The sequence below is a fragment of the Sphingomonas sp. CFBP 13603 genome (assembly GCF_014892665.1).
Lineage (GTDB): Bacteria > Pseudomonadota > Alphaproteobacteria > Sphingomonadales > Sphingomonadaceae > Sphingomonas.
Window position 1 is genome coordinate 1 of record NZ_JADBIA010000016.1, and the last position, 24664, is coordinate 24664.

22 protein-coding genes are annotated in these 24664 nt (G+C 66.7%); 12 read left to right on the forward strand and 10 right to left on the reverse strand.

The genetic code is table 11. The annotated features are described in order from the left end of the window. Positions 1 to 155: 155 nt before the first annotated feature. Positions 156 to 839 (reverse strand): Crp/Fnr family transcriptional regulator, encoded by a 684-nt coding sequence (locus tag IFR23_RS18385; protein ID WP_243643303.1) that lies wholly within the window; start codon positions 837 to 839, stop codon positions 156 to 158. A gap of 251 nt (positions 840 to 1090) precedes the next feature. On the opposite strand from IFR23_RS18385, the gene murA reads away from it, so the two are divergent. Next, positions 1091 to 2374, forward strand: coding sequence for a UDP-N-acetylglucosamine 1-carboxyvinyltransferase (murA, locus tag IFR23_RS18390; RefSeq protein WP_056053418.1), 1284 nt, complete (start codon positions 1091 to 1093; stop codon positions 2372 to 2374). 403 nt (positions 2375 to 2777) lie between these two features. On the opposite strand, the gene phbB is transcribed toward murA, so the two are convergent. The 4 genes from phbB to IFR23_RS18410 form a co-directional block, all read right to left on the reverse strand. Further along, positions 2778 to 3500 (reverse strand): acetoacetyl-CoA reductase, encoded by a 723-nt coding sequence (gene phbB, locus IFR23_RS18395; protein WP_192977107.1) that lies wholly within the window; start codon positions 3498 to 3500, stop codon positions 2778 to 2780. Between the two features lie 30 nt (positions 3501 to 3530). Further along, positions 3531 to 4538, reverse strand: coding sequence for a ferrochelatase (hemH, locus tag IFR23_RS18400; protein WP_192977108.1), 1008 nt, complete (start codon positions 4536 to 4538; stop codon positions 3531 to 3533). After that, the gene (locus IFR23_RS18405) at positions 4535 to 6721 is read right to left on the reverse strand and encodes a xanthine dehydrogenase family protein molybdopterin-binding subunit (RefSeq protein WP_192977109.1); all 2187 of its coding nucleotides are present in this window, start codon (positions 6719 to 6721) and stop codon (positions 4535 to 4537) included. The genes hemH and IFR23_RS18405 overlap by 4 nt, the downstream gene beginning before the upstream one ends. Positions 6722 to 6879: 158 nt before the next feature. Beyond that, on the reverse strand, positions 6880 to 8568 hold the full coding sequence (locus tag IFR23_RS18410; RefSeq protein ID WP_192977110.1) for a class I adenylate-forming enzyme family protein: 1689 nt from the start codon (positions 8566 to 8568) through the stop codon (positions 6880 to 6882). A gap of 37 nt (positions 8569 to 8605) precedes the next feature. Between IFR23_RS18410 and lgt the strand changes: the two genes are divergently transcribed. From lgt to IFR23_RS18440, 6 genes are all read left to right on the forward strand, one after another. After that, positions 8606 to 9541, forward strand: a complete 936-nt coding sequence (gene lgt / locus IFR23_RS18415) for a prolipoprotein diacylglyceryl transferase (RefSeq protein ID WP_121904801.1) — start codon at positions 8606 to 8608, stop codon at positions 9539 to 9541. 148 nt (positions 9542 to 9689) lie between these two features. Beyond that, positions 9690 to 10742: a class I SAM-dependent methyltransferase gene (locus IFR23_RS18420; RefSeq protein ID WP_244655790.1), complete on the forward strand. Its 1053-nt coding sequence runs from the start codon at positions 9690 to 9692 to the stop codon at positions 10740 to 10742. After that, the gene (locus IFR23_RS18425) at positions 10739 to 11251 is read left to right on the forward strand and encodes a GNAT family N-acetyltransferase (protein ID WP_192977111.1); all 513 of its coding nucleotides are present in this window, start codon (positions 10739 to 10741) and stop codon (positions 11249 to 11251) included. Before IFR23_RS18420 ends, IFR23_RS18425 begins: the two co-directional genes overlap by 4 nt. 155 nt (positions 11252 to 11406) lie before the next feature. Continuing rightward, positions 11407 to 12180, forward strand: a complete 774-nt coding sequence (gene pgeF / locus IFR23_RS18430; protein WP_192977112.1) for a peptidoglycan editing factor PgeF — start codon at positions 11407 to 11409, stop codon at positions 12178 to 12180. 90 nt (positions 12181 to 12270) lie between these two features. After that, entirely contained in the window at positions 12271 to 13617 is a 1347-nt protein-coding gene (locus tag IFR23_RS18435; protein WP_120301506.1) for a cystathionine gamma-synthase family protein, read from the forward strand. Between the two features lie 119 nt (positions 13618 to 13736). Beyond that, positions 13737 to 14255, forward strand: a complete 519-nt coding sequence (locus tag IFR23_RS18440) for a phosphoribosyltransferase (RefSeq protein ID WP_192977113.1) — start codon at positions 13737 to 13739, stop codon at positions 14253 to 14255. 293 nt (positions 14256 to 14548) lie between these two features. Here the strand turns inward: IFR23_RS18440 and IFR23_RS18445 are convergent, their stop codons facing one another. Further along, a complete protein-coding gene (locus tag IFR23_RS18445) occupies positions 14549 to 14944 on the reverse strand; it encodes a glycine zipper 2TM domain-containing protein (RefSeq protein ID WP_093399026.1) in 396 nt (131 codons plus the stop codon). Between the two features lie 156 nt (positions 14945 to 15100). On the opposite strand from IFR23_RS18445, the gene IFR23_RS18450 reads away from it, so the two are divergent. Continuing rightward, the gene (locus tag IFR23_RS18450) at positions 15101 to 16126 is read left to right on the forward strand and encodes an esterase-like activity of phytase family protein (protein WP_192977114.1); all 1026 of its coding nucleotides are present in this window, start codon (positions 15101 to 15103) and stop codon (positions 16124 to 16126) included. Between the two features lie 71 nt (positions 16127 to 16197). On the opposite strand, the gene rpmB is transcribed toward IFR23_RS18450, so the two are convergent. Continuing rightward, positions 16198 to 16497, reverse strand: a complete 300-nt coding sequence (rpmB, locus tag IFR23_RS18455; protein ID WP_056053386.1) for a 50S ribosomal protein L28 — start codon at positions 16495 to 16497, stop codon at positions 16198 to 16200. A gap of 182 nt (positions 16498 to 16679) precedes the next feature. Here rpmB and IFR23_RS18460 point away from each other — a divergent pair, with 182 nt between their 5' ends. Together IFR23_RS18460 and IFR23_RS18465 are read left to right on the forward strand one after the other, a co-directional pair. Continuing rightward, positions 16680 to 16898 carry a hypothetical protein gene (locus tag IFR23_RS18460; protein ID WP_107964197.1) on the forward strand — a complete coding sequence of 73 codons (219 nt, stop codon included), beginning with the start codon at positions 16680 to 16682 and terminating at the stop codon, positions 16896 to 16898. A 72-nt stretch (positions 16899 to 16970) separates the two neighbouring features. Next, on the forward strand, positions 16971 to 17399 hold the full coding sequence (locus IFR23_RS18465; RefSeq protein WP_192977167.1) for a nucleoside deaminase: 429 nt from the start codon (positions 16971 to 16973) through the stop codon (positions 17397 to 17399). 175 nt (positions 17400 to 17574) lie between these two features. On the opposite strand, the gene pepN is transcribed toward IFR23_RS18465, so the two are convergent. Further along, complete coding sequence (pepN, locus tag IFR23_RS18470; protein WP_192977115.1) at positions 17575 to 20163, reverse strand: aminopeptidase N; 2589 nt, start codon at positions 20161 to 20163, stop codon at positions 17575 to 17577. 106 nt (positions 20164 to 20269) lie between these two features. On the opposite strand from pepN, the gene IFR23_RS18475 reads away from it, so the two are divergent. Both IFR23_RS18475 and IFR23_RS18480 read left to right on the forward strand, forming a co-directional pair. Continuing rightward, entirely contained in the window at positions 20270 to 21976 is a 1707-nt protein-coding gene (locus IFR23_RS18475) for a M28 family metallopeptidase (RefSeq protein WP_192977116.1), read from the forward strand. Then, on the forward strand, positions 21973 to 22809 hold the full coding sequence (locus tag IFR23_RS18480; RefSeq protein WP_192977117.1) for an NAD(P)-dependent oxidoreductase: 837 nt from the start codon (positions 21973 to 21975) through the stop codon (positions 22807 to 22809). The genes IFR23_RS18475 and IFR23_RS18480 overlap by 4 nt, the downstream gene beginning before the upstream one ends. Here IFR23_RS18480 and IFR23_RS18485 read toward each other — a convergent pair. Beyond that, entirely contained in the window at positions 22722 to 23645 is a 924-nt protein-coding gene (locus IFR23_RS18485) for a DMT family transporter (protein ID WP_192977118.1), read from the reverse strand. The two genes, IFR23_RS18480 and IFR23_RS18485, sit on opposite strands and share 88 nt — an antisense overlap. Beyond that, on the reverse strand, positions 23642 to 24643 hold the full coding sequence (locus IFR23_RS18490) for a threonine aldolase family protein (protein WP_192977119.1): 1002 nt from the start codon (positions 24641 to 24643) through the stop codon (positions 23642 to 23644). Before IFR23_RS18490 ends, IFR23_RS18485 begins: the two co-directional genes overlap by 4 nt. Between the last annotated feature and the right edge of the window lie 21 nt (positions 24644 to 24664).

Here is a 24664-nt window from a genome sequence, read left to right on the forward strand (position 1 = left end):
TACCGTTTGAGGTGATCTGTCTTGATCCTCCCCCGCAAGGGGGAGGTGGCACCGAAGGTGACGGAGGGGGGGGGCACGCGCCACCCCTGCTTCGTATCCTCCCCCTCCGACTGGCAAGAGCCAGCCACCTCCCCCTTGCGGGTGAGGATTGAGAGTTACCGCGCCGGTGGCAACCAGCGGAGGTCGAGTCCTTCGAACCGGTCTATGTAATTTGCCGCCTGCGCGAGCTGCACTTCGTTGAGCAGCGTAACCCGGCCAGTCTCGCGGCGGATCAACCCGTCTTCCTCCAACTGCCGCAGCATCCGGTTGACGTGGACCGCGGTGAGGCCGGTGGCGTCGCCGATCTCCTCCTGCGTCAGGCCCAACGTGAAGCTGTTGCCCATCGCGCGGTCGCGCATCCGCATCCGGTTGCGCATCTCGAGCAGCAACGCCGCGATCCGCGCCTTCGCCGAGGTGCGACCGAGCGCGGCGAGCCGGTCGGTCAGCGCGACCTTCTCCATCTGGTTCATCACCATGATCAGCGCAGACAGCCGCGGATGATCGGTGACGAGCCCGGTCATCGCCGAGCGATCGAACGAACACACCGTGCAATCGGTCAGCGCGACCACCGTCTCTGGCGAATCGCGATAGACCAGCGCCGAGACTGCCAGCATGTCGCCAGCGTATAGAAAGCGCAAAATCTGGCGGCTGCCGTCGTCGAGCAGCACATAGCTCATCGCCATGCCACGTTGCAGGATGAAGAGTTCGGCCTGCGGATCATTCTCGCGCACGAGGACGGCACCGCGACGCAAGTCCCGCGGGCGCTCCTCCAACCGCGCTAACGCAGCCTTTTCGTTCATCGACAGGTCGATGAGATCGCCGACGCGGTCGGCGAAGCAGCTGTCCGGCACTCTGTAATGGTCCCCAATGTTCAAGAACCACAGAGCAAAGCTAGGATTTCCGCGCATTAAAGTCGATCAAGCGGGGGGTGTTAGCGCTACGGGGGACGCGAACCGATCCCGGCGCGGGACTTGTCCCCGGGCAACGTCCGCCTGTCGCCCGATCGATGCGCGGCCCTTGCGCAGAACGCCAGCCGCGATAGACACCCGGGATGGACCGTATTCTTATTCGCGGCGGCAATCGCCTGTCCGGGCGCTTGCCCATCTCCGGCGCGAAGAACGCCGCGCTCACGCTGATGCCGTGTGCGCTGCTGACCGAAGAGCCGCTGACGCTGCGCAATCTGCCGCGACTGGCGGATGTCGACGGCTTCGGCCATCTGCTCAACCAGCTTGGCGCGTCTACCGCGATCCAGGGTACGCGGCCCGAGGATTTCGGCCGGGTGATGACGATCCGCGCGGGTAACCTGACCTCGACCGAGGCGCCTTACGATATCGTGCGGAAGATGCGCGCCTCGATCCTGGTGCTCGGGCCGCTGCTCGGGCGTGGCGGCGAGGCGACGGTGTCGCTGCCGGGCGGCTGCGCGATCGGCAATCGCCCGATCGATCTCCACCTGCGCGCTTTGGAGGCGATCGGTGCGGAGCTGGAGATGGCGGCGGGCTATGTGAAGGCGATCGCGCCGGGTGGGCGCCTGCCGGGCGGCCGCTTCCGCTTCCCGATCGTGTCCGTGGGCGCGACCGAGAACGTCGTGATGGCGGCGGTGCTCGCCAAGGGGACGAGCGTGATCGAGAACGCGGCGCGCGAGCCGGAGATCGTCGACCTCTGCAACTGCCTCGTCGCGATGGGCGCGTCGATCGACGGGATCGGCACAGAGACGCTGACGATCGAAGGCCGTGACCGGCTGCACGGCGCGACCTATGCGGTGATGCCCGACCGGATCGAGGCGGGCAGCTATGCGTGCGCGGCGGCGATCACCGGCGGCGACCTGGAACTGGTCGGCGTGTCGATCCCGGACATGGGTGCGACGATCGATGCGCTGGTCGAGGCGGGCGTGTCGGTGACGCCGACCAAGGATGGCGTGCGCGTGGCCTCGGACGGCAAGCTGCAACCCCTGACCCTCTCGACCGCGCCCTACCCCGGGTTCGCGACGGACATGCAGGCCCAATTTATGGCAATGCTTTGTATGGCCGACGGCGCCAGCATGCTGACCGAAACGATCTTCGAGAACCGCTACATGCACGTGCCCGAACTGGCACGCATGGGCGCGGACATTCAGGTCCACGGCCGCACCGCGATGGTTCGCGGCGTCGACAAGCTGGTCGGGGCGCAGGTTATGGCGACCGACCTGCGGGCTTCGATGAGCTTGATCTTGGCCGGGCTTGCGGCGGACGGCGAGACGTCTGTGGGCCGGGTTTATCACCTCGATCGTGGGTATGAGCGGCTTGAGGAGAAGCTGAGCGCGGTGGGTGCGGATATCGAGCGTGCTAGCGACGGGTGAGGGCTTGGTGTCCTAGTTTGAGTCGGGTAGCCCTCTCCCCTCTGGGGAGAGGGTTGGGTGAGGGGCAGCCAAGCAATGCTGCGCCTGGAACTGCCCCTCACCCCGACCCTCTCCCCGGAGGGGAGAGGGAGTAGGATGCTAGGCATTTTGCGGTGGCATTCTTGTACCTCGCAGACGCTGCGGGGTTCGGTCCAAGCAGTGCTACCTGTCCTAGTTCCCCCGCGAAGGCGGGGGCCCAGGATCAAGCAAGACCGTCCTCGGTAATCCGGTAGACATCTACTCAGCGCCGCCGGCAAAGCCGCCGTCGGACGGGTTCGGCCTAGCCGACCCGCCGGCCGTGCCGGGCGCTGCCCGCTCGCTTCGCTTGCTGGCATCGGCGCGGACGTTGCCGCGCTTGCGCCCGTCAGTACATGTGCTGCCCGCCATTGATGCTCAGCGTAGACCCGGTAACGAACCCGCCCTCCTCCGAGCACAGGAACGCCACGCCGCGCGCGATCTCGGTCGCTTGGCCAAGGCGCCCGACCGGGATTTTCGCGACAATCTTTTCCAGCACGTCGGCCGGCACTGCCGCCACCATGTCCGTATCGATATACCCGGGTGCGATCGCGTTGACCGTCACGCCCGCGCGCGCACCCTCTTGCGCCAAGGCTTTCGTGAAGCCGTGGATGCCTGACTTGGCCGCAGCATAGTTCACTTGGCCGTACTGCCCGGCCTGCCCGTTGATCGAGCCGATGTTGACGATCCGCCCCCATTTGCGCGTGCGCATGCCGGGGAAGACGGCCTTGGCCATGTTGAAACAACCGCCAAGATTGGTGTCCATCACCTCTTTCCAATCCTGGTAGGTCATCTTCAGGATGGTGCCGTCGCGGGTGATGCCGGCGTTGTTCACGACGATATCGACATCGCCCAGATCGGCGGCGACCTGCGCGCAACCCGCTTGGCACGCGTCGTAGTCGGCGACGTCCCATTTGTAGGCCGCGATGCCCGTGCGCTCGGTGAACTCCGTCGCGCGCGTGTCGTTGCCGGCATAGGTTGCCGCGACGGTCAGGCCCATGTCCTGCAATGCGAGACTGATCGCTTCGCCGATTCCGCGCGTACCACCGGTTACAATTGCGACGCGTGCCATCAGTCTCTCTCCTCAGTGTTTTGCCGAAGGCTAGCCAGCCCGCACCCATCCTTCAAGCTCGCGTGCCAAAATGCTGCGCAACATTTCCACGCCGACCGGGCTGTCGTTGAGGCATGGCAGATACGCGAAGTGCGTCCCGCCAGCCTCTTCGAAGCTCTCGCGCCCGCGGATCGACAGCTCCTCGAGCGTCTCCAGGCAATCGGCGGAGAAGCCCGGCGCGAAGATCGCCACCTTGGTCTTGCCCGCCTTGGCGAGCGCGACGAGCGTCTCGTCGGTTGCCGGCCCCAGCCACTTCTGCGGCCCGAATCGTGACTGGAACGCGATCGTCAGCTCGCGCCCCATCCGCTCGCCGAGTAACCGCGCGGTCTTCTGGCAGTGGCAGTGATACGGATCGCCCTGCTGCAACGTGCGCTTCGGCATTCCGTGGAAGCTGGCCACGATCGCGTCGGGGGTGAAATCGAGTGCGGACAGCCCCTCTTCGAGCGAGTCCTTCAGCGCGTCGATATAGAGCGTGTCGTCATAATAAGGCGGCAACGTGCGGATCGCCGGCTGCCAACGAAGCCCGGCGAGATGCTCGAACGCCTTGTCGTTCGCGGTCGCGGTCGTTGCTGCGCAATATTGCGGGTAGAGCGGCGCGAGCAGGATGCGTTCGCAGCCCGCCGCCTTCATCGCGGTCAGCCGGTCCGAGATCGACGGATTGCCGTAGCGCATCGCCCAGTCGACCAGCACTTCCGGCCCGAACGAATCCTTCAACGCGGCCGCCTGCAACCGCGTGATCGCAGCCAGCGGCGAGCCGTCCTCGCGCCAGACCTGCGAATAGGCATGCGCGGACTTCTTAGGGCGGGTGTTGAGGATGATGCCGCGCAGGATCGGCTGCCATGCGATCTGCGGGATCTCGACGACGCGCGAATCGGACAGGAACTCGCCGAGATAGCGCTTCACCGATTTCGCATCGGGGCCATCGGGGGTGCCGAGGTTCATCAGCAACACGCCGATCTTGGGTTTCGGAATCGGGGGATGATCGGGGGGCAGGGTCATGGCGCTGGTCTTAAAGGCAAATTGCGGATGCGGAAGCCCGTTGACGCATAGAGCGCGTTGGCGATCGCGGGCGCGACCGCGGGGACGCCGAGTTCGCCGACGCCGCCGGGCGCTTCGTCGCTGCGGATGACCTCGACGGTGATGTCGGGCGTGTCGGCGAGACGAGGCAGGCCGATCGTGTCGAACCCGCGCGCGTCGGCGAGGCCGCGGGTGAGGCCGGTCGAGGCGCCGAGCGCGGCGGCCATGCCGAAGATCAGCCCGCCCTCGATCTGCTGGCGAACGATGTCGGGATTGATCTGCGCACCGCAATCGACCGCGGCGACGAGGCGGTCGACCACCGGGCGCTGGTCCGCGCCTAAATGCGCCTCCGCCATGACGGCGATGTAGCTGCCGCGGAAGGCGTGGGCGGCGATGCCCTGGCCGCTGCCGTCGACGCCGCCGTCCCAGCCGCCGAGCGCTGCGGCGGTCGAGAGGCAGCGCGCGAGTCGCGGTTCGCCGCCGAGCATGGCGATGCGGAACGACATCGGTTCGGACTGCGCGGTGCGTGCTAGTTCGTCGAGAAAGCATTCGGTGAAAAACGCGGTGTAGCCATGCGCGCCGCCGCGGAGGTGGCCGGTCGGGATGCCGATCTCGGCGGGGTGATGCTCGATCGCGTAGGCTGGAATGCGATAGACGGGCGCCGCGCCCGCGATGGCGTAGCGATCGCCTTTGACGCCGATCAGCGCGGCTTCGGTCGCGAGCCCCGGCATCATCCGGCGTGCCATCTCGGCGCCGGTGGAGGGCGCTGCGATGTTAGCCGACCAGCCCATGATCGCGCCGTTGGGGGCGAGCCGCGCGGCCATCTTCGCGACGGCGGGTGGGCGGTAGTGATCGTGGAGCGAATCCTCGCCGCGCGACCAGGCGAGGCTGACCGGGCGTCTTAGCTTTACCGCCAGCACTGCCGCCTGTTCGGCGACGTCGTGTTCGAGCGCGGCGCCGAACGATCCGCCGATCAGCATCGGGTGGACGACGACGGCATCCTCGCTGAGATCCGCCGCGCGTGCCGCTGCCGATCGTGCGAGCCCCGGCGCTTGCGTTGCGAGCCAGAGTTCGAGGCGGCCGTTGGAGAAGGAGGCGGTCGCGCTGCGGGTCTCGATCGCTGCGTGCAGGCCGAGTCCGGCACGGTAAGTTGCGGTGACGAGCTTGGCGCCCTGGAAGGTCGCGGCGACGTCGCCTGCCGAGGCCATCTGCATGCCGGGACGGGCTAGCGCGGCGTCGAGTGCTGCGTCGATCGACCTGGTATCGGGAAGAGGGGCGTCGTTCTCGAATCGCGGGGCGAGCGCGTCGAGCGCCTTTTGCGCGGCCCACCCTGTCGTCGCGACGGCTGCGACCCAGCGCGGGTTCTCGACCACCGACAGCACGCCGCGGATGCGATCGGCGGCGGCGCGGTCGACCCTAGTCAGGCGACCGCCGACGGGGCCTTGGCGGATTGCGGCGTGGACCATGTCGGCGAGGCGGACGTCGCCCGCGAAATTGGCCGAGCCGTCGACTTTCGAGGGGGTGTCGAGGCGGGGGACCGATTTACCCACCAGCTTGCCGGCGCCCTGGATACCGAGCGGGAGGGGATCTGGGAGGGTGAACGTCGCGGCCTCCTCGGCGAGTTCAGCGAAGCGGATGCGCTTGGTTTGGTAGGTGCAGAAGCCTGCGTCGACGTTGACCTGGGTCCAGTCGGCGTCCCAGCGTTTGGCCGCCGCCATGCAGAGCAACGCGCGGGCGCCTGCGCCGGCCTCGCGACAGGCTTGCTCGAACAGCCGGATCGAGCTTGATCCGCCGGTGAGTATCGGTGGCTGCGTCGTGCCGGCTGGGAGGCGGTCGAACGCGCCTTCGAACAGGTCGTGCGTGCCGATTGGGTTGGCGTAGAGCGGATTGAGCGGGGCGGGCTCGACGCCGATCGTGCGCCAGTCCGCGCCGAGCTCGTCCGCGACGATCTGGGGGAGGGTCGTGTAGACGCCCTGGCCGTGCTCGACCTGCGGGACGGCGACGGTGACGTGGCCGTCGGTGCCGATCTTCAGCCACGCGCCGAACGGGGTTTCGCCGGGGTTGGCGACGAGATTGGGGGCGTAGCTGCGTGGCCACAGACCCCAGGCGATGACGAGGCCGATCCCCGCGCCGCCGCCGACGAGTATGCTGCGCCTGTTGATCATGGAGTGGCTCTAATCCTTCTCCCCCACGGGGAGAAGGTGGCGCGAAGCGGCGGATGAGGGGGAGTGGGTCTCCGGGGCCGTGCCGGGAGGCTCACCGCCCCTCTCCCTTCCGTCGCCAAGCGGCTCCTCCCTCCCTCTCCCCGTAGGGGCGAGGGAATTTAGACGAGCGCTCGGTACGTGGCTTTCAGGGACACCTTGTCGATCTTCTCCGTTCCCAGTCTTGGCAGCGGCTCTTCCGAAATCCAGATCCGCTGCGGTATCTTGAACGCGGCGATGTGTTGGTGGAGGAATGCGGTCAGGTCGTCCGGGGTCAGCGTTTCGCCGTCCTGCGGCACTACCACTGCGCCGGGGACCTCGCCGAAGCGCTCGTCCGCCAGCCCGAACACGGCGGCCTCCGCGACGGCTGGATGTTCGTACAACGCCGCTTCCACCTCCTGGCACGAGATGTTCTCGCCGCCGCGGATGATGATGTCCTTCTTGCGGTCGACGATGAACAGATAGCCGTCCTCGTCGAGGTAACCGATGTCGCCGGTGCGGAAATAGCCATCCGCGGTGAACGCCGCGGCGGTCGCATCCGGGCGGTTCCAATATTCCTTGAAGTTGCAGATCGAGCGGATGCAGACCTCGCCGCGCTGGCCCCGGTCGACCGGGTGGCCGGCATCGTCGAGGATCGCGAGGTCGACCAAAGGCGCGCCGGGCCGGCCGGCGGAGTTAGGCTTGGCGAGGTAATTGCCGCGCCAGTTGCCGGTGCCGACCGCGTTGGTCTCGGTCAGGCCGTAGCCGATCAGCGGTGCGCTGCCGCCCATTTCCTCGTCGATCCGGCGGACGTGGTCGACCGGGCGGGGGGCACCGCCGGCGGCGAAGTCGGTGACGGTCGACAGGTCGTAATTGGCACGGTCGGGGTGATTGAGGATCTCGAAGCTCATCAAGGGCACGCCGACGAAGTAGGTCACGCTCTCCGCCTCGATCAGCCGCATCGCCTCGCCCGCATCCCATTTCGGCATCAGCACGAGTTTGCGCCCCATCGCGAAGCTCTGGAGGAAGACGGGGACCTCGCCGGTGATGTGAAACAGCGGGATCGTCAGCAGCGCGACCGGCTGGCCGACCGGCGGCGAGCCTTGCGCTGTGGCGATCCCGACCATCATCATGACCTGGCCGAGATAGTTGAAGATGCCCTGCACGACCGCACGGTGTTCGGAGAGCGCACCCTTCGATTGGCCTGTCGAGCCCGATGTGAACAGGATCGTCGCATGATCCTCCGGCCCGAGCAGCGGGAGGTCGGCGGTGTGATCGTCTTTCGCGAACACGGCTCCAAGCGCGGCGTCGAGTTCGCGCCAATCGTCGATCTCGACCACAGGCGCGCTTAGGCCTGCGATCTGCGCGAGGCGCTTCACGCGGGGCGGATCGGCGAACACGAGCGCGCAGTCGACCTCGCCGATCGCGATCTCCAGTTCCTCCGACTGCCACCAGCCGTTGAGCAGGGTCGCGACGCCGCCGGCCATGACGATGCCCATGTAGAGGACGATCCAAGACGGCGAGTTGCGCATCGCGATGCCGATTCGGTCGCCCTTGGCGAGACCGTAGCCGCCGACAAGGGCGCGAGCGGTGCGCTCGGCGGCGGCGTAGACCTCGCCGAAGGTCAGCCGTTCGGCGCCGGAGACGAGGAAGACGGCGTCGCGGTGCTCGTTGGCGTAGTGTGCGAAATAATAGCTGAGCGCGGGCGGGGCGGCGGCGATCGTCGGCAGCATGACGCCGAACCGCTCGGCCGATCCGAGCGCAAGCATGCCGTCGGGCGCGGTCAGCGCGGCCATCGTCGAATCCATAGCTGCATCGAGCTCGGTCCGCATATCGCTCTCCTACTTGGTCTTATCGTTATCGGTCTTTATGCAGGGGCGAACGCGTGGGGAAAAGCCTTTGATCCTGTCTACCATCACCGCCGCTGCGGGTGCCGTAGCGCCTGCCGTCGGCAGTCACATCCGCTTCGAGGACCTAGGGCTTCACCCCGACGTCTTCTCGATCGGCTTCTTCACGCTGCGCTGGTACAGCCTTGCCTATATCGGCGGGATCCTGCTCGGCTGGTGGTATCTGCTGAAGCTGCTCGCCCAGCCCGGCGCACCGATGGCGCGGCGGCATGCCGACGACCTCGTATTCTACGCGACGCTCGGGATCATCCTCGGCGGGCGGCTCGGGTATGTGATCTTCTACGCGCCCGAGATGTTCCTGCATCCGCTGCGGATCTTCCGGCTCTGGGACGGCGGCATGTCGTTCCACGGCGGCGTCATCGGCACGTCGATCGGGCTGATCCTGTTCGCGCGGAAGCACCAGCTCAACTGGTTGCGCGTGCACGATTATATCGCGTGCTGTGTGCCCTTCGGGCTGTTCTTCGGGCGGCTGGCGAACTTCGTGAATGGCGAGCTTTGGGGCAAGCCGACCGATGTCGCGTGGGGGATCATCTTCGAGCGCACCGTGCCGTTCGGGATGGTTGAGCCGGCGCGGCATCCGAGCCAGCTGTACGAGGCGGGGCTGGAGGGCATCGTCCTGTTCGCGCTGCTGTGGTTCGCGTTCTGGAAGACCAAGGCGCGCTATGATCCGGGCAAGCTCGTCGGGTTGTTCGTGTTGGGGTACGGGATCGCGCGGTTTACCGTTGAGTTCTTCCGCGAGCCCGATTCGCAGCTGCGGGCGTTTGCCGAGCATACCGGGCTGCACATGGGGCAGTGGCTGTGCGTGCCGATGATCGTCGGTGGCGCGTATCTGGTGGCGACGTCCGCCAAGCGCCGCGTGCGCGTGGAGCCGATCGCGGGGACGGCGAGCGTCGCCTGACCCTTCCTTCGAATAGAAGCACCACCCCGGCGGAGGCCGGGGCCCAGTTGGGAAGGTTGAGGTGACGACGCGCAACGCACGTCACTAAGGACGTTCCAACTGGGCCCCGGCCTTCGCCGGGGTGGTAGAGATTTTTGAGATGGTCGACATGCCCGACAACCCCGTGACCGACACCGCCCTCCCCGAACGTCTCGCCCGCGCGATTGCGCTCGCGGGTCCGATTCCCGTTGCGCAGTATATGGCGGCGGCGAACGCGCACTATTATGCGACGCGCGACCCGTTGGGGGCGGGGGGGGACTTCACCACCGCGCCCGAGATCAGCCAGATGTTCGGCGAGCTTGTCGGGCTGTGGTGTGCGGATCTTTGGGATCGCGCTGGCCGCCCGGATGTGACGTGGGTCGAACTCGGGCCGGGTCGCGGGACGCTGGCTGCCGATGCCGCGCGGGCGATGGCGAAGGCGGGGCTGGAGCCGCCGGTACATTTCGTCGAGACCAGCCCCGCGCTTCGGGCCGCGCAGGCCGAGCGGGTGCCCGCTGCCACTTGGCACGACGCGATCGATACGTTGCCGACCGATCGCCCGCTGATCGTCATCGCCAACGAGTTCTTCGATGCGCTGCCGATCCGGCAGTTGGTGAAGCGCGAGCAGTGGCACGAACGCCTCGTCGCGGCACAGGACCTGCTGTTCCTGCCGATCGCCGGGAAGCCGCTCCCGGATGCCGTCATTCCCGAGCCTTTCCGCGACGCGCCCGCGGGCTCGATCCTCGAAACCTCGCCCGCCGCCGTGACGATCATTCGCGGTCTCGCCAAGCGGATCGCCGCGCAGGGCGGTGCGCTGATCGCGGTCGACTATGGCTATGAGGGGCCGGCGCTCGGCGACACGTTGCAGGCGGTGCGCGGGCATGCGTTCGCCAATCCGTTCGAGGCGCCCGGCGAGCATGACCTGACCGCGCATGTCGACTTCACCACGCTCGCTGCAGCCGCCCAAACGGAGGGCGCGGTCGCGTGGGGGCCGGTGACGCAGCGCGATTTGCTCGGCGCGCTCGGGATCGATTCGCGGACGTCGGTGCTCGCCAAGGCGTCGCCTGCGCGGGCGGAAGCATTGGCAGCGGATCGGAGGAGGTTGATGGACGATATGGGTACGCTCTTTAAAGCGCTGGCGATCACCGCGCCGAATTGGCCGACACCGGCGGCGTTCGCATGATTACCTATCGCGATGCCGTGCCGGCCGACGGTGCAGAACTCGCTGCGATGGCGAAGCGGTCGTTTACCGACACGTTCGGTACGCTGTACCGGCCTGAAGACCTTGCCGCCTTCTTGGAACAGACGTTCGGTGAGACGGGGTTGCCTGCGCAACTGTCCGACCCTGCCTTCACGGTGCGGGTCGCGGTGGACGAGGCGGGTGAGATCGTAGGGTTTGCGAAGATCGGCCCGGTGGCGTTTCCAGGCGATTGGCCTGCGACGGCGATCGAGCTTCACCAGCTTTATGTGCGGGGTGACCAGCATGGTGCGGGTGTCGGCCCGGCGTTGATGGACTGGGCGATCGATGTTGCGCGCGCCGATGGGCGGACGGAGATGATTCTGAGCGTGTATGTGGATAATCACCGGGCGCACCGGTTCTACCAGCGTTACGGCTTCGTCGAGATCGGGCGGTATGTGTTCATGGTCGGCGAGCAGCCTGATGATGATCGGATCATGCGGCTGAAGTTGTGAGGGTCGTTACTTTTGAGGAGCGCCACCCCGGCGGAGGCCGGGGCCCAGTTGGCAAGGTCTTGGTAACGGCGCGTTGCCCGTCGTCAGCACCGTCCCCTAACTGGGCCCCGGCCTGCGCCGGGGTGGGGGCAGTGTTTGATGTTGGGTGATCTGATATGACCATCGAAGCGATCCGCGCGAAGGCGCTTGGCGACATTCCGCATGGTTTTCTCGGACGGCGTGGCGGCGTCTCGACCGGGGCGTATGCGAGCCTCAATGTCGGCATCGGGTCCGACGACGACCCCGCCGCCATTGCTGAGAACCGCCTTCGCGCTACCGAGGCCGTCCTCCCCGGTGCGAGGCTTGTCGGTCTCTATCAGGTCCATTCCGCCGACGCGGTGACCGTGATCGAGCCATTCGACGACGCGATCCGGCCGCACGCCGACGCGCTGGTGACCAACCGCCCCGGCCTTGCGCTCGGCATCCTGACCGCCGACTGCGCGCCCGTCTTGTTCGCCGACGCGCACGCCGGCGTCGTTGCGGCAGCCCATGCCGGCTGGAAAGGCGCGCTCGGCGGCGTCACCGATGCGACGATCCTCGCGATGGAGGCGATCGGTGCGCACCGCGACCGGATCGTCGCCGCGGTCGGGCCGTGCATCGCGCGCGCCAGCTATGAGGTCGACGACGGCTTCATCCGCCGGTTCTGCGAGGCGGATCCGGAGAACGAGCGCTTCTTCGCGGACGGTCGCGCCGTCGAGAACAGGGGCGATCATTACCAGTTCGACCTGGAGGCCTATGTCGTCAGCCGTCTCGCGGTCGCCGGGATCGGCCGGATCGAGGCGCTCGGGCTCGACACGTACACCGATGACGATCGCTTCTTCAGCTATCGGCGCGCGACCCATCGCGGCGAGCCCTCCTATGGGCGCCAGATCAGCATAATCGGGCTGTAACGGAAGGCCGTAACGGTTCCCAAAGCCTGCGCCGGTCGTTTAGGCTCCGCACATCGGCTCGCATAAGACGGGCCACGCAGGAGCATATTGATGTCCGATACCCCCGAAAACGCCGGCGCAGTCCCCGCCGAAACCGAAGCGGACCTGACCGGCGTAGCGGCACGCGTCGCACCCAAGCCTGAAGTCGAGAAGATCGGCGGGCGCAAACTGAAGCCGTCGACCTTGATGATGGGCCACGGTTACGACCCCGCGCTGTCGGAAGGCTCGCTGAAGCCGCCGATCTTCCTCACCTCGACCTTCGTGTTTCCCAACGCGGCGGCGGGCAAGCGCCACTTCGAGGGCGTCACCGGCAAGCGTCCGGGCGGTGCCGAGGGGCTCGTCTATTCGCGCTTCAACGGGCCGAACCAGGAGATTCTCGAGGATCGCCTCGGCGTCTGGGAAGAGGCGGAGGACGCGCTTGCCTTCTCGTCGGGCATGTCGGCGATCGCGACGCTGTTTCTCGCGATGGTCAAGCCGGGCGACACGATCGTCCATTCGGGGCCGTTGTACGCGGCGACAGAGACGCTGATCGGCCGCGTGCTCGGCAAGTTCGGCGTGAAGTGGCTCGACTTCCCGGCGGGTGCGACTCGTGAAGAGATCGATGCGGTGATGACCGAGGCGGCGACGGGTAACGTCGCGCTGATCTATCTCGAAAGCCCGGCGAACCCGACCAACGCATTGGTCGACGTCGAGGCGGTCGCGGCCAGCCGTGACGCCATCTTCAAGGGTGAAAAGCCGCCGATTGCGATCGACAACACGTTCCTCGGGCCGCTGTGGTTCCAGCCGCTCAAGCATGGCGCGGATATTGTCGTCTACTCGCTGACCAAATATGTCGGCGGGCATTCGGATCTCGTCGCGGGCGGCGTGCTGGGGTCGAAGGAGCACATCAACACGATTCGGACGATGCGGAACACGATCGGGACGATCACCGATCCGAATACCGCATGGATGCTGTTGCGATCGCTGGAGACTCTCGAACTGCGGATGAGCCGCGCGGGCGAGAATGCGGCCAAGGTCTGTGGCTTCCTGCGGCATCATCCGAAGGTCGAGCGCGTCGCGTATCTCGGCTTCCTCGAGGACGAGCCGGGTATGGAGCGGCAGGCGGATATCTATCGTCGCCATTGCACCGGCGGGGGCTCGACCTTCTCGCTGTACCTCAAGGGCGGCGAGCGTGAGAGCTTCGCGTTCCTCGATGCGCTGAAGATCGCCAAGCTGGCGGTGTCGCTGGGTGGGACCGAGACGTTGGCTAGCCATCCGGCTGGGATGACGCATCTGTCGGTGCCCGATGCGCGCAAGCAGGCGCTGGGGATCACGGACAATCTCGTCCGGATCTCGATCGGGGTGGAGGATCCGGACGATCTGATCGCCGATTTCGAACAGGCGCTGGAGACGATCTGAGTAGTGTTCTCCCGCGAATGTGGGAGTCCGGGAACGCAACGCTGCACGCGCAACCCTGTGCTCCTGCTTTCGCAGGAGAACGTCTAGCTCTCACAACTGCAAGCCGGTACCATGTGAGAATGCCGACCTTCACCCCCATCCCGCAGCACGAGTTCGTCGCTGCCGTGCACATCCTCGCCGCCAAGCTGGTCGAGGATACCGAGTGGAAACCCGATTTCATCATCGGCATCGGTCGTGGTGGGCTGGTGCCGGCGGTATTTCTCAGCCACGCGATCGGCCTGCCGACGCTGTCGGTCGATTATTCGAGCCAGGTGAAGGACTTCGCGGACGAACCGTTGGTGAAGCTCGCCGCGCGGACGCGGGAGGGCGAGCGGCTGCTGTTCGTCGACGACATCAATGATTCGGGGCGGACCATCACGCATCTGCGGGGTGCGCTGGCGGCGGCGGGTGCTGTCGAGGGGGCGGTGCGGTTCGCGATGCTGATCGACAACGTCAGTTCAGCGGAGCGGATCGAGTATTGTGCGCGGACGATTGACCGGACGGTGACGAAGGACTGGTTCGTGTTTCCTTGGGAGGCGGTCGCGCCGGCGGCTGCGATTGCCGAGGATGCGGCCGAAGTGCCTGAGCGGATCGCTTAGTTTCTTGTTCTCCTGCGAACGCAGGAGCCCAGGATCAAAAAGATCGCCCTGCGTAACCCTGGATTCCTGCGTTCGCAGGAAAACAGTGGACGAACAAAGGGCCGGCTCCCGTACGGGAAGCCGGCCCTCGCCCTCGATACGCTACGCGAGGGAACTGGGAAACTGGTTGGGTGGCCTAAACGGGGCGCGACGTCGGCAAAGCCGTCGTCGGTCGGGTCAGGCTTAGCCTGCCCGCCGTCCGTGCCGGCGGTTGCTCGACCGCTCTCGCGGCGAGCACCGGCCCGTTGACGGGCTTACCGCCGGCAATACCCGGGGTTATCCGACTTATCGATCGCGTTGCCGGCCAAGCCACCACCGGCTGCACCGAGGACTGCGCCGAGCGTCCGGTCACCACGACCGGCGATGGTGTGACCGAGCAGGCCGCCGGCGAGGGCGCCGATGATCGTGCCGCCGGTGTTGTCGCAGCCGCGACGGCTGCGTGCGTTGTAGCGGCGGTCGTTGCCGCGATACTCGCGGTAGTCGCCGCGATAGCCACGATCGTAGCCACCGTCGCGGTAGCCGCCACCCTGGTAGCCATCGTAGCCACGCTCGTAGCGCGAGCCCCAGCGCTGCGCATCGGCGGCGGCGGGAACGAGGGCGGTCGCACCCAATGCGAGGGCACTGGCGGCGAGAGTAAAAGTCTTGAACATCGTGCGTCTCCCGTTGGGGATTTCGGCGGCGGCGGGGGCCGTGCTTCCATCCTCGATGAGACGCTTATGGGTGATTCGCATTGAGCCGAGCCTGAATGCCTCCGTTATCCGCTGTTCATGCTTCCGCGGATCGTCGGACACCCTATGAGGGACGCGATGCGGCGCCTGATCACTGTCCTGTTCGTCGCCGTGAGCGTCTGTGCGATCGTGCCGACCTGGTCGGGCGAAGCGCGGCTCGACCTGCTCGGCAAGCGCGCGCAGTTGACCGCGACTCGCGTGATGCTCGATCGCACCAACCCGCGGCATGTGCGCGTCGGCGGGCTCACCTATCTTGGCGGGGTGGCGCTCGACAGTCGCGATCCGGCGTTCGGGGGTTTCTCGTCGCTCGACGTTGCGCCGGCGCCGACCGGCCATCGCTTCACGCTGCTGAGCGATGGCGGCAACATCGTCCAGTTCGACATGGGCGCCGACTGGCTCCCGCACCGGGTCGCGTTCGAGAACCTCCCTGCGGGCCCCGGCATCGGCTGGGAGAAACGCGACCGCGACAGCGAATCGATGGCGATCGATCCGGTATCCGGGAAGATCTGGGTCGGCTTCGAGGATGGCAATTCGATCTGGACCTATGCTGCGGGGTTCGCACGGTACGAGGCGCGGGTGGCGCCCGAGGCGATGCGGAGATGGCCCGCGAACGGCGGGGCCGAATCGATGGCGCGGTTGCCCGGCGGGCGATTCGTCGTGATCAGCGAGGAGGCGCATGTGCGTCGGCCGGACTGGTCCGGGTCGGAAGGGGAGCGGTTGCGCACGCGGCAGGCGCTGATCTTCGCGGGCGATCCGACCGTGGCGGGGGTGCCTGAGCGATTCGCGTATGAGCCGTTCGGGCGGTACGATCCGTCGGACGTCAGCGCGTTGCCGAATGGCGACCTACTCGTGCTCGATCGTGCTTTCCGGCTACCGTTCACGTTCTCAGCGCGGATATCGCGGGTCGCGGCGCGAGACGTGGCGGCGGGGCGAATCGCGCGCGGCCGGCTGATCGCGACGATCGATGCGCCGCTGATCCACGATAATTTCGAGGGTATCGACACGACGGTCGAGAACGGCGCGACGATCGTGTGGATCGTGTCGGACGACAACCAGATGTTTCTCCAGCGCACGCTGCTGCTGAAGTTCCGGCTGGATCGCTAGCCTTACAAACGCCGACGGCCCGCCCTGCTAGATGCAGGGCGGGCCGCGGTGATCGCATTACGGCGTCGCTGTTAGGCGGCGACGGCCGATGCTGCGATCTTCTTGACGACTTCGCGCTTCAGGCGACGAACGCGGAGCGACAGCTTGTCGTCCGAGACCTTCACCAGCCAGTTGTCGAGGCCACCGTTGTGCTCGACGGTACGCAGGCCGTGCGTCGAGACGCGCAGCTTGACGCCCTTCTCGAGCGAATCGGAGAGCAGCGTGACGTTCTGCAGGTTCGGGAGGAACGTGCGCTTGGTCTTGTTGTTGGCGTGGGAGACGTTGTTCCCGACCATCCGGCCCTTGCCGGTCAGTTCGCATATGCGCGACATGTGATTACCTATTCAAGTGTCGGGAGGAACCCCGGAAAGGCGCGCGGATAGCTGGCACGCCGGCTTTCGTCAACCGATTCACGTCGAACGTGCCTGCGGTTGTCCGCAATGGGCATTGTGCAACCCACGGCGATCGACGACGTTGTTACGCTATCGAACTGTTCAATAAAAGGGGATGTCCCATGCGTACGCTCTTGTCTCTCGTCGCGATCATCGTGCTCGTCGTGGTCGGCCTGATGTATTTCGGGATCATCAACATCGACCAGACCCGCCAGGGCGTCGTTCAGGCGCCGAAGTTCCAGGCCGACGTCGCTAAGGTCACGCTCGGCACCGAGAACAAGACCGTGGCGGTGCCGACGATCAACGTCGAGAAGCCGGGCAACAGCCAGGCGCCGAACTGATCTTTACGCGGGTATTTACGTGGGGCGGGCGGCGGGGCAGGGCCTGAGGCCATGTTCCCCGTTCCCGACCCTATGCGCCGCGCGCTCGACGCGGCACGCGATGCGGCGCTGGCTGGGGAAGTCCCGGTCGGCGCCGTTGTCGTTAAGGACGGCGTGATTATCGCTGTGGGGGCGAATGCGCCGCGTGCGTTGTGCGATCCGACTGCGCATGCCGAGATCCAGGCGATTCGCGCTGCTGCTTTGGTTCTGGGCAGCGACAGGCTCGAGGGGTGCGATCTTTGGGTGACGCTGGAGCCGTGTGCGATGTGTGCCGGGGCGATCGCGCATGCCCGGATCGCGCGGCTCTATTATGGGGCGGCGGATGCGAAGGGCGGCGCGGTCGAGCATGGACCGCGGTTCTTCGGCCAGCCGACGTGTCATCATCGGCCCGAGATTTATGCGGGGATTGCGGAAACCGAGGCCGCGGGAATCCTGCGCGAGTTCTTCTTGGATCGGCGCTAGCGAGCATTGGGGAGATGGGCTGCATCCCCCAATGCCGTCATCCCCGCGCAGGCGGGGATCCAGAGACCGAACGGTCAATGGATACGAGGAGTGTCAGCCATTATGGGTTCCCGCCTCCGCGGGAATGACGGGCGTGGGTGGGTTACGCACCTTCTAGTTACCTCAGGCGACCCGTTCACCCTTCGAGGCTCTTGGACGCCTGCTCGAATAAATCCTTCGACAGCCCCGGCGTCCGCACGATCCGCTCCAGTTCCGCGCGCATCAGCCCGGCGCGCCCCGAATCGAACCGGCGCCAGCGGCCGAGCGGCGGCAGGAGTTTCGCCGCGGTCTGTGGGTTCAACCGGTCGAGCGCGATCAGTTGGTCCGCCAGGAACCGGTATCCACTGCCGTCGGCAGTGTTGAACGCCCGCTGGTTCGCGCCGAACGCACCGATCAGCGATCGCGCGCGGTTGGGGTTGGTCAGCGTGAAGTCGGCATGGTCGGCCAGCCCCGCGACGATCGCGCCGGTATCGTCGCGCGACGACTGCGCCTGTGCCTGGAACCACTTGTCGAGCACCAGCGGGTTGTCGCAATATTGGCTGTAGAAGATGTCGAGCGTGGTGGTGCGGATCTCGGACTCGCTGCTGACCAGCGTCGTCAGCGCACCCATCCGGTCGGTCATGTTGTCCGCCGAATCGAACTGCGCGAAGGCGAGGTCCGCCGCATCCGCCGCGCCGCTCGCCGCTATATAGCGGAGTGCGACGGTTCGCAGGCGACGCAGGCCCTTGCCCTCCGGCGTATAGGCGTAGGGCTGGCCCTCACCCCGCGCGTAAGCTTGGCGCCATTGCGCTTCCAGCCGCGTGCCGAGATCGCGGCGCAGCGCTTCGCGCGCGCGGAAGATCGCGTCGGGATCGACGACAGCCATCTGGTCGCCGATGAAGCTCTCCGACGGCAGCAACACCGCCTCCGCGACGAACGCCAGATCGAGATCGGGATTGGCGAGCGTGTTCGCGACCGCGGCGATCACGGCCTCATGATCCGCATGCCCGCCCGCCGACGCGACCAGCGTATCGAGCATCAACTGCTGCATCGCCTCGTAGCGCGCGAACGGATCGTCGTCGTGTGCGCTGAGGAAAGCAAGGTCGGCGGCCGTGCGATCGCTCTCGACCACCACCGGGGCGGAGAAGCCGCGGTTGATCGACAGCACCGGGCGTTCGGCCAGGCCTTCGAATTCGATCGTGTCGAGCGTGTCGTCGAACAGGACGAGGCGCTCGCCGGTCAACGCCGCACCCGAGTCCGCGCCGAACAACTTCACCCGCAACGGTAGCACCATCGGCGACTTCACCGGCTGGCCGGGCGTCGCGGGGACCTGCTGCGCTAGCCGCAATGTCGCGCGGTCTCCCTCATGCGATAGGCTTGCCGAGACGCGCGGGGTGCCCGCCTGCGAATACCAGAGGCGGAACTGGGTGAGGTCGACCTTGCCGCCTTCCTCCATCGACGTCACGAAATCCTCGCAGGTCGCGGCCGTGCCGTCGTACCGGTCGAAATACAGGTCCGTACCGGCGCGGAAGCCCTTCGGTCCGAGGATCGCGGCCATCATCCGGATCAGCTCGGCGCCCTTGTTGTAGATCGTCGCGGTGTAGAAGTTGGAGATCTCCTGGTAGGATTCAGGCCGCACGGGGTGCGCGAGCGGGCCGGAATCCTCGGGGAATTGCGACGCGCGCAGGCCGCGGACGTCCTCGATCCGCTTGACCGCACGCGAACCCTGGTCGGCGGAGAAGCCTTGGTCGCGATAGACCGTAAAGCCTTCCTTCAGCGACAGCTGGAACCAGTCGCGGCAGGTGATCCGGTTGCCCGACCAGTTGTGGAAATATTCGTGCGCGACGACCGCGGCGATCGCGTCGTAGTCGTAATCGGTCGCGGTATCCGGGTCGGCCAGGATGTAGCGCGAGTTGAAGATGTTGAGCCCCTTGTTCTCCATCGCGCCGAAGTTGAAATCGTCGACCGCGACGATGTTGAACACGTCCAGGTCGTATTCGCGGCCATAGGTCGTCTCGTCCCACGCCATCGCGAGTTCGAGCGCCTTCAACGCGTGATCGGTCTTGGGCAGGTCGGCTTCGCGCACCCAGATGCCGAGCGACACCTCGCGCCCCGACATCGTCGTGAAGCTGCTGCGGTTCACCGCGAGGTCGCCGGCGACCAGCGCGAACAGGTAGGAGGGTTTCGGGAAGGGATCGTACCAGGTCGCCCAGTGGCGGCCATCGTCGAGATCGCCCTGCGCGACGGGATCGCCGTTCGCGAGCAGCACGGGGAAGTGCTTCCTGTCCGCGGTCATGCGAACCGAATAGACGCTGAGCACGTCGGGGCGGTCGGGGAAATAGGTGATGCGGCGGAAGCCTTCCGCCTCGCACTGCGTGCAGAGATTCCCGCCCGAGGCATAGAGCCCCATCAGCTGCGTGTTGCGATCGGGAGCGATCTCGACCTGAGTCTCGACGACGTGCGCGGCGCCGGTGAGCGGGATGACGAGCTGTTCGCCGTCGATCCGCCAGTCGTTGATCGCCATGCCGTCGACCGTGACCGAGAGCGGCTTCTGGCCCGCGCCGTCGAGCCGAAGCGGTGCGTCATGATCGCCGTTGCGCGTGACCGACAGCGTTGCCGTTACGCGAGTGGTGGAGGGATCGAGGTCGAAATCCAGTTTCGTCTCGGGGGCCAGCCACTCGGGCGGGGTATAGTCCTCGCGGCGAATGACGAGCGGGTGGGCGAGACTGTTCTGGATATCGAGCATATGTTTGCGAATATAGGGCCGCGCCCGCCTATCGCCAGCCAAAGCTTGCGCGGGTGACGGTGGATGCTACGCCGCTGCAACACGTTCCCTTTGCAAGGATTTCCGGATGTATCGTCCTATCGGCGCGCTCGCGGTGCTCGCGCTTTCTACCTCTGCCCTTGCACAGACTGCGCCCCAAGCTGCCCCCGCGCCGGCTCCGGTGACCGCGCCGAATACGGCCGAGTTGAACGCGAAACTTGCCGCGCCGCTGCCGGCGGATCAGGCGGCGATGAAGGCGCACGTGCTGTTTCTCGCGTCGGATGCGATGAAGGGTCGCGAGGCCGGCAGCCCCGAGTTCGACATCGCCGCGCAATATGTCGCCGCGCAATTCTACGCCGCGGGGCTTCGTCCCGGTGGCGACCAGGGCGGGTATCTCCAGACCGTGCCGCTGGTGTCGTACAAGGCGGCGAGCAAGGGCGATTTCGTCTGGACGGGGCGCGGGCCTGCGCAGCCGCTCGTTTTCGGAGAGGATTATGTGCCCGCCGCGAACGGCGCGAAGGCGGAGACCAGCGTTTCGGCGCCCGTCGTGTTCGTCGGCTACGGCATCGACGCGCCGCAATATGGCGAGGACGACTACAAAGGCGTCGACGTCCGCGGCAAGATCGTCGCCTATTTCGGCGGCTCGCCCGCGCGGTTCGGCGGCGAGGAGCGCGCGTTCTTCGGCTCGGGCGGGACCAAGGCTGCGATCGCGCAGGCCAAGGGCGCAGTCGGCGTGATCACGCTGGAAAGCCCGCGCTCGGCCAAGGTGCGGACCTTCGCCAAGCTGGCGGACTCCTATGCGACGCCGCGGATGACGTGGGCGAACCCCGACGGCACTGGCAAGGTCGATGCGCCCGGCGCGCCGTCGCTCGGGACGGTCAGCATGGTCGGTGCGGCCAAGCTGTTCGCTGGTGCGAAGACGTCTTGGAGCCGGATCGCCAAGCAGGCGGCAGGCGACAACGCCAAGTTCAAGGCGGTGCCGCTGGTAGGTACGCTGACGGTCGCGACGAAGACGAGCTTCGTGCCCGGCGCGAGCAGCAACGTCGTCGGGATGATCCCGGGTAGCGATCCGGTGGTCGGCAAGGAGGTCGTCGTGCTGTCGGCGCATCTCGATCACATCGGCATCACCAAGCCAGTGAAGGGCGACGCGCTCAACAACGGTGCGCTCGACAACGCGATCGGCATCGCCAGCCTGATCGAGGAGGCCAAGCGCTTCACGGCCAGCGGGCAGGCGCCCAAGCGCACGATCATGTTCCTGGCCGTCACCGGCGAGGAGAAGGGGCTGGTCGGCAGCGATTACTTCACCAACCACCCGACCGTGCCGCTGACCTCGATCGTCGCGGACGTGAACCTCGACATGCCGATCCTGACCTACAAGTTCGAGGACATGGTGGTGTTCGGTGCCGAGCGCTCGACCATAGGCCCGATCGTGCAGAAGGCGGTGGCGGCGATCGGCGTCGGCCTGTCGCCCGATCCGATGCCGGAGGAGGGCATCTTCGTCCGGTCGGATCACTTCCGCTTCGTCCAGAAGGGGATTCCGTCGGTGTTCCTGTGGCCGGGCCAGAAGGGGCCGGGCAAGGCGGCGGTCGCGTATTTCATGGCGAATAATTATCACAAGCCGTCGGACGATCTGACGCAGCCGATCCTTTGGGACCAGGGCGTGCGGTTCGTCGATGCGAACTACCGGATCGCGCGCGAGATCGCCGACGGGGCGCAGCGGCCGGTGTGGAACACGGGCGATTACTTTGGGACGCTGTATAAGGGACCGATGGCAACGACCGGGACGACGAAATGAGCCGACTGCTTATCTTCGGGCTGGGCTACACTGCGGGGCGGATGGCCGAGCGGCTGGCCGGCGAGGGCTGGCATGTCGTCGGCACGACGCGGGATGGGCGCGATGGTACGCTCCGGTTCGACGATACGGATGCGGTGACAGCGGAGATCGCGGCGGCGACGCATATCCTGTCGTCGGTGCCGCCCGAGCATGAGGCGGACCCCGTGCTCGGGCGCTACGGTTCGCTGTTGCTGCGGACGCGGGCTTGGATCGGGTATCTGTCGTCGACGGGTGTGTACGGCGATGCGCAGGGTGCGTGGGTCGACGAGACGGCGCCGATCGGTGGCGGTCGTCGGAGCGCGCGGGCGGCGGCGGATGCGGACTGGCTGGCCATTGGCGCGCGGACGTTCCGGTTGCCAGGGATCTATGGCCCCGGTCGCTCGCCGCTCGACCGGGTGCGGCAGGGCAAGGCGCACCGGATCGAGCAACCCGGCCAGGTGTTCAGCCGCGCGCATGTCGACGACATCGTCTCGGGGGTGATCGCCGGGTTCGATGCACCGGCGGGGGCGTACAACCTCGCGGACGACATGCCCGCGTCGCAGAACGACGTGGTGGCGTTCGCGGCGATGTTGCTCGGGATGCCTGCGCCGCCGTTCGTGACGCTCGAGGAGCTCTCGGCGATGGGGCGCGGATTTTATAACGAGAACCGGCGGGTCGCGAACGGCAAGGCCAAGCGGGTGCTCGGCTGGACGCCCGCCTGGCCCGACTACCGCGCCGGTCTGCGTGCGCTGAGTGCGATGACTAGTCCGATGCCCGACAGGATCGCGCCGGCGACGGCCAGCGTCGACCAGTGATAGCGCTCGAAGATCGTCGATAGCAGCATCGCGATCACCGGCACGATGACACCCGAATAGGCAGCCTTGGCCGGGCCGATCGCGCGGATGACGTTGAAATACAGCGGAAAGGCGAGCGCCGACGCGAACACGCCGAGATAGAGGATGCCCGCGACATAGCCGAAGCGCGGCTCGAACACCGGCGGCCCGGTGGTGATCCAGGCGAACGCCGCATCGAGGCACGCGCCGATCAGCATCGCCATCGCGAGCGTCGGCGCCATCGGATAGCGCTTGGCGAACGCGCTGCCCTGGATGACGTTGGCGACCGACGCGGCCATCACGCCGCACAGCGTCAGGACGATGCCGATCGTCGCCGAGCGCGGCCCGTGCGGATCGACCCGCGCTTCGTTGACGAACAGCAGGGCGACCCCCGCCATCGCCACCGCGCAACCGACCATCAGCTGTCGTCCGAGGCGTTGCTTTAGGAAGATGCGGCCGAAGATCGCGTTGGGGACGAGCAGGAGTGCGAACACGACTGCGACGAGCCCGGAGGTGACGTAATGCTCGGCGCGATAGACGAAGTTGAAGTTGAACGTGAACAGCGCGATGCCGATCACCGCCGCGAACGCGTAGCCGCGGGCGTCGAACTTGAAGCTCTCACGCTTGATGCTGGCGTAGATCGCCATCGCGATGCCGGCGACGAGGAAGCGGTAGCTGATCGACCAGCTCGGCGGCACCACCGCGATCTGGTCACGGATGACGAGCCAGGTCGAGCCCCAGATCAGCGTGACGATGCCGAACGGGATCAGCACCGCGGCCCGCGTAGACTGTGGTGGGTCGGTTGGACCGGGGGTCATAATTCCCGGATCGCGTCGGCGAGCAGGCCGACCGCGTCCGCCGGGCTGTCCCACGCGGTAACGAGGCGAATCTCGCCGGCTGCCCAGTCGTAGAAGTCGAAGCCTTTTGCACGGAGGGCTGCGGCTTCTTCGGGGGTGGCGCGGAGGAAGACTTCGTTGGCTTCGACCGGGTGGACCAGACGGCCTGTTGCGGCGTCCGCGAGACGCGCGGCGGCGTCGTTGGCGGCCTTGGCGTTGGCGAGCCAGAGGTCGTCGTCGAGCATCGCGAGGATCTGCGCGGCGAGATACCGCCCCTTCGACAACAATAGCCCAGCGCGCTTGCGGCGGTATTGCGTGACGGCGGCGAGGTCGGGCTTGAAGAAGACCAGCGCCTCCGCGCTCATCGCGCCGTTCTTGACGAAGCCGAAGCTCAGCGCGTCGACGCCGGCGCGCCACGTCATCTCGGCGGGCGAGCAGCCGACGCGTGCCATCGCGTTGGCGAAGCGTGCGCCGTCCATGTGGAAGCCGAGCCCGCGCTCCTTCGCCAGCGCACCAATTCCCGCCAATTCGTGCGGCTGGTAGACGCGGCCATATTCGGTGGCGTTGGTGATCGAGATCGCGTGCGGCTGGACGCGGTGGACGTCGTCGGGGATCGCGTCGAGGACGGTGCGGATGGTGTCGGGGGTGACCTTTGCAGCCTCGCCGTCGGCGAGGAACAGCTTGGCGCCGTGCGTGTAGAATTCGGGCGCGCCGCCCTCGTCGTTCTGGATGTGCGCGTCGCGGTGGCAGACGATGCCGCCGTGTGGCGGGCAGAGTGCTGCGAGCGCGAGGCAGTTGGCGGCGGTGCCGGTGGGGACCCAGAGGACGGCGACGTCGGTCTCGAACAGCGCGGACAGGCGGCCGTCGAGCTGCTGGCTCCACGCGTCGCCGGCATAGGCGGTGTCGAGCGTGTCGGCGGCGGCGATCGCGGCCATGACCTGCGGGTGGATCCTGGCGGCGTTGTCGGAGAAGAAGCGCATGGGGGAGACATGCTGCGATGC